Genomic DNA, 3,348 nt, shown 5'->3' on the forward strand with positions numbered 1-3,348 from the left:
CCGATTCACCCCGGTCGTGCTGGGCCCCTCCTCCCCGAAAGGGGGGCGAGGAGGGCGGGTCCCCGGCTCCGGGCGCCTTGCGACACGGACGGACTCGGCGGAGGCCGCCCGGGCCGGCGCGGTTCGCCGACGGTTCTACGGGCCGCCTGAGGGAGGACGGTAGCCAACTCGTGGGGCTCCTGTGAAGGCTGGTGGTCGATATGCCCGAAACCGTTTCGTGACATCCATACGCAGTCCATGCGTAGGCTGTCAGTGCGGCCGCCTAAACTCGGTGAGCGATGAGCAGCCTCTTTGACGACAGCTTCCTGGCGAGCCTCGGGCCTCCGGAGGAGGAGCCCCCGCCGCCCGAGGATTCCGCACACCCGGGCCACAGCGGCGGCTCAGACGGTTCAGGCGGCGAGGAGGTGCCGCACCACCTCTTCACGGGCGCATTCGACGCGCCGGTGCCGAGCGGGACCAGAGAGCCGTACTACCGGGACGGCGCGGCCCGCCCCGCCGTCGACCCGGCGGCGCTGCTGGAGGGGCTGAACGAGCAGCAGCGGGCCGCCGTGGAGCACACCGGCTCGCCGCTGCTGATCGTCGCGGGGGCCGGGTCCGGCAAGACCCGGGTGCTCACCCACCGCATCGCGTATCTGCTCGGCACCCGCCATGTGCACCCCGGCCAGATCCTTGCCATCACCTTCACCAACAAGGCTGCGGGCGAGATGAAGGAGCGGGTCGAGGAGCTGGTCGGCCCGCGGGCGAACGCCATGTGGGTGATGACGTTCCACAGCGCGTGCGTGCGGATCCTGCGCCGCGAGTCGAAGAAGCTGGGCTTCACCTCCTCGTTCTCGATCTACGACGCGGCCGACTCGAAGCGGCTGATGGCGCTGGTGTGCCGGGATCTCGATCTCGACCCGAAGAAGTTCCCGCCGAAGTCGTTCAGCGCCAAGATCTCCAATCTGAAGAACGAGCTGATCGACGAGGAGACCTTCGCCGGTCAGGCGGCGGACGGCTTCGAGAAGACGCTCGCCGAGGCGTACGCGATGTACCAGTCGCGGCTGCGCGAGGCCAACGCCCTCGACTTCGACGACATCATCATGACCACGGTCAATCTGCTCCAGGCGTTTCCGGACGTCGCCGAGCACTACCGCCGCCGCTTCCGGCACGTCATGGTCGACGAGTACCAGGACACCAACCACGCTCAGTACACGCTGGTGCGCGAGCTGGTGGGCACGGACACGGACGAGGTGGCGGCCGGGGAGCTGTGCGTCGTGGGCGACGCCGACCAGTCGATCTACGCGTTCCGGGGCGCCACGATCCGTAACATCCTCCAGTTCGAGGAGGACTATCCGGACGCGCGGACGATCCTGCTGGAGCAGAACTACCGCTCCACCCAGACCATTCTGAGCGCGGCCAACGCCGTCATCGAGCGCAACGAGAACCGCCGCCCGAAGAACCTGTGGACCGAGGCGGGCACCGGCGCCACCATCACCGGCTACGTCGCCGACACCGAGCACGACGAGGCCCAGTTCGTCGCCGACGAGATCGACCGGCTGACGGACGCGGGGGACGCCCGGGCCGGTGACGTCGCGGTCTTCTACCGCACCAACGCCCAGTCCCGTGTCTTCGAAGAGATCTTCATCCGGGTCGGCCTGCCGTACAAGGTCGTCGGCGGGGTCCGCTTCTACGAGCGCAAGGAGGTCCGCGACGTCCTCGCGTACCTGCGCGTACTGGCCAACCCCGAGGACGCCGTACCGCTGCGCCGCATCATGAACGTGCCCAAGCGCGGCATCGGCGACCGCGCCGAGGCGATGATCGACGCGCTCGCGTCGCGCGAGAAGATCACCTTCCCGCAGGCGCTGCGCCGCGTCGACGAGGCGTACGGCATGGCGGCTCGCTCGGCGAACGCGGTCAAGCGGTTCAACACGCTCATGGAGGAGCTGCGGACCATCGTGGAGTCGGGCGCGGGCCCGGCGACCGTCCTGGAAGCCGTGCTGGAGCGCACCGGCTATCTGGCCGAGCTCCAGGCGTCCACCGATCCGCAGGACGAGACCCGCATCGAGAACCTCCAGGAGCTGGCCTCCGTGGCCCTGGAGTTCGAGCAGGACCGGGGCGAGGAGAACCCCGGCACGCTCGCGGAATTCCTGGAGCAGGTCGCGCTCGTCGCCGACTCCGACCAGATTCCGGACGAGGACGAGGAGGGCACCGGGGTCATCACGCTGATGACGCTGCACACGGCCAAGGGACTGGAGTTCCCGGTCGTGTTCCTCAGCGGCATGGAGGACGGGGTCTTCCCGCATATGCGCGCGCTCGGCCAGACCAAGGAGCTGGAGGAGGAGCGGCGGCTGGCGTACGTCGGGATCACGCGCGCCCGCGAGCGGCTGTATCTGTCCCGGTCGACGATGCGCAGCGCCTGGGGCACGCCCTCGTACAACCCGCCGTCCCGCTTCCTGGAGGAGATCCCCGACCAGTACGTGCAGTGGCGGCGCACCGGGCCCGCGACCCCGTCGGCGTCGATGGGCGCCATGACGTCGGGTGGCGGGGCGGGGCTGTCGTCGTCGCGCTCGCGGTCCGGGACGTCCGCGTCCGGCGCGTCCGGTTTCGCGACGCGGCGCGCGAAGGACCGCCCGGTGGTCTCCCTGGCCATCGGGGACCGGGTGACGCACGACTCGTTCGGGCTCGGCACCGTGGTGGCGGTGAAGGGCACCGGGGACAACGCGGAGGCGACGATCGACTTCGGCGGCGAGAAGCCGAAGCGGCTGCTGCTGCGGTACGCGCCGGTCGAAAAGCTCTGAGGTTGTTCTGTGAGGTGAGGCGGGCGGTCAGTTGGGGTTGAGGCCGTGGTTTTGCAGCCACGGCAGCGGGTCCACTGCCTCCCCGCCGCCCGGGTGCACCTCGAAGTGCAGATGCGGACCGGTGGAGTTGCCGGACGTGCCCGAGTAGGCCATGACGTCACCGGCCTTGACGGTCCCGGAGCGGATCTTGGTGCTGCTCAGGTGGCAGTACCAGGTCTCCGTACCGTCAGGAGCGGTCAATATGACCATGTTGCCGAAGGCGTCGTTCCACTGGGTGCGCACGGTGCCGTCGGTCGCCGCCATGACGGGCGTGCCCTCGCTGACCGGGAAGTCGATCCCGGAGTGCAGGGACATCCAGTTGAGGCCCGCCTGGCCGAAAGTGGCGCTCAGCCCGTGCTGCTTGACCGGCAGCGCGAACTTGGGGCGCATCGCCTCCTTGCGCGCCGCCTCCGCGGCCTTGCGCTTCTTCTCGGCTTCCTGGCGCTCCTTGAGGTCGATCCGCTCCTGGGTGCGGCTGGCGCGCTCCCGGAAGTCGTTCCCGCCGTCGTCGACCCCGGCGAGCCGGGTGTCC

General features: G+C 69.6%; 2 protein-coding genes and 1 riboswitch (1 of these 3 running past the window's edge). Of the genes, one reads left to right on the forward strand and one right to left on the reverse strand.

From position 1 onward, the window contains the following. A riboswitch (cyclic di-AMP (ydaO/yuaA leader) is annotated at positions 1 to 110 on the reverse strand; it reaches 214 nt to the left of the window's first position. A 168-nt stretch (positions 111 to 278) separates the two neighbouring features. After that, positions 279 to 2,777, forward strand: a complete 2,499-nt coding sequence (gene pcrA, locus SSOG_RS25380) for a DNA helicase PcrA (RefSeq protein WP_039938666.1) — start codon at positions 279 to 281, stop codon at positions 2,775 to 2,777. 27 nt (positions 2,778 to 2,804) lie between these two features. On the opposite strand, the gene SSOG_RS25385 is transcribed toward pcrA, so the two are convergent. Then, positions 2,805 to 3,348: M23 family metallopeptidase (locus tag SSOG_RS25385; protein WP_009717111.1), on the reverse strand; the 544-nt coding region annotated here is incomplete at its 5' end.

The organism is Streptomyces himastatinicus ATCC 53653, from assembly GCF_000158915.1.
GTDB classification, from domain to species: Bacteria; Actinomycetota; Actinomycetes; order Streptomycetales; family Streptomycetaceae; genus Streptomyces; species Streptomyces himastatinicus.

What these genes read in the sequence shown, in the direction of transcription:
- pcrA (WP_039938666.1), top strand. Translation starts at nt 279, where the DNA reads ATGAGCAGCCTCTTTGACGACAGCTTCCTGGCGAGCCTCGGGCCTCCG.